Source organism: Psychrobacter sp. UBA2514, from assembly GCF_002341255.1.
Taxonomy (GTDB): Bacteria; Pseudomonadota; Gammaproteobacteria; order Pseudomonadales; family Moraxellaceae; genus Psychrobacter; species Psychrobacter pacificensis.
In genome coordinates this window covers 31257-31498 of record NZ_DDNS01000047.1, presented here as the reverse complement: position 1 = coordinate 31498, position 242 = coordinate 31257, and the positions used below count along the sequence as shown (strand labels likewise).

General features: G+C 50.4%; 1 protein-coding gene. It reads left to right on the top strand.

Annotated elements, in window-relative coordinates; translation table 11 throughout:
- Positions 1–242, top strand: a 242-nt coding sequence (locus B3V51_RS11400) for an adenylosuccinate synthetase (protein WP_286708455.1), incomplete at both ends; no start/stop codon positions are given.

The window sequence follows — 242 nt, the reverse complement described above, 5'->3', positions numbered from 1 at the left end:
ATCGATCATGGTACTTATCCGTTTGTGACCAGCTCAAGCGTAACCGCTGGTGGCGTATCAACGGGGACAGGTATCGGTCCATTGTACTTAGATTATGTATTGGGCATCACCAAGGCTTATACCACGCGTGTTGGTAGTGGTCCATTCCCAACCGAATTGTTCGATGATGTTGGTGCTCACTTAGCCAAAGTCGGTCACGAATTTGGTGCAACAACTGGTCGTGCGCGTCGCTGTGGCTGGTT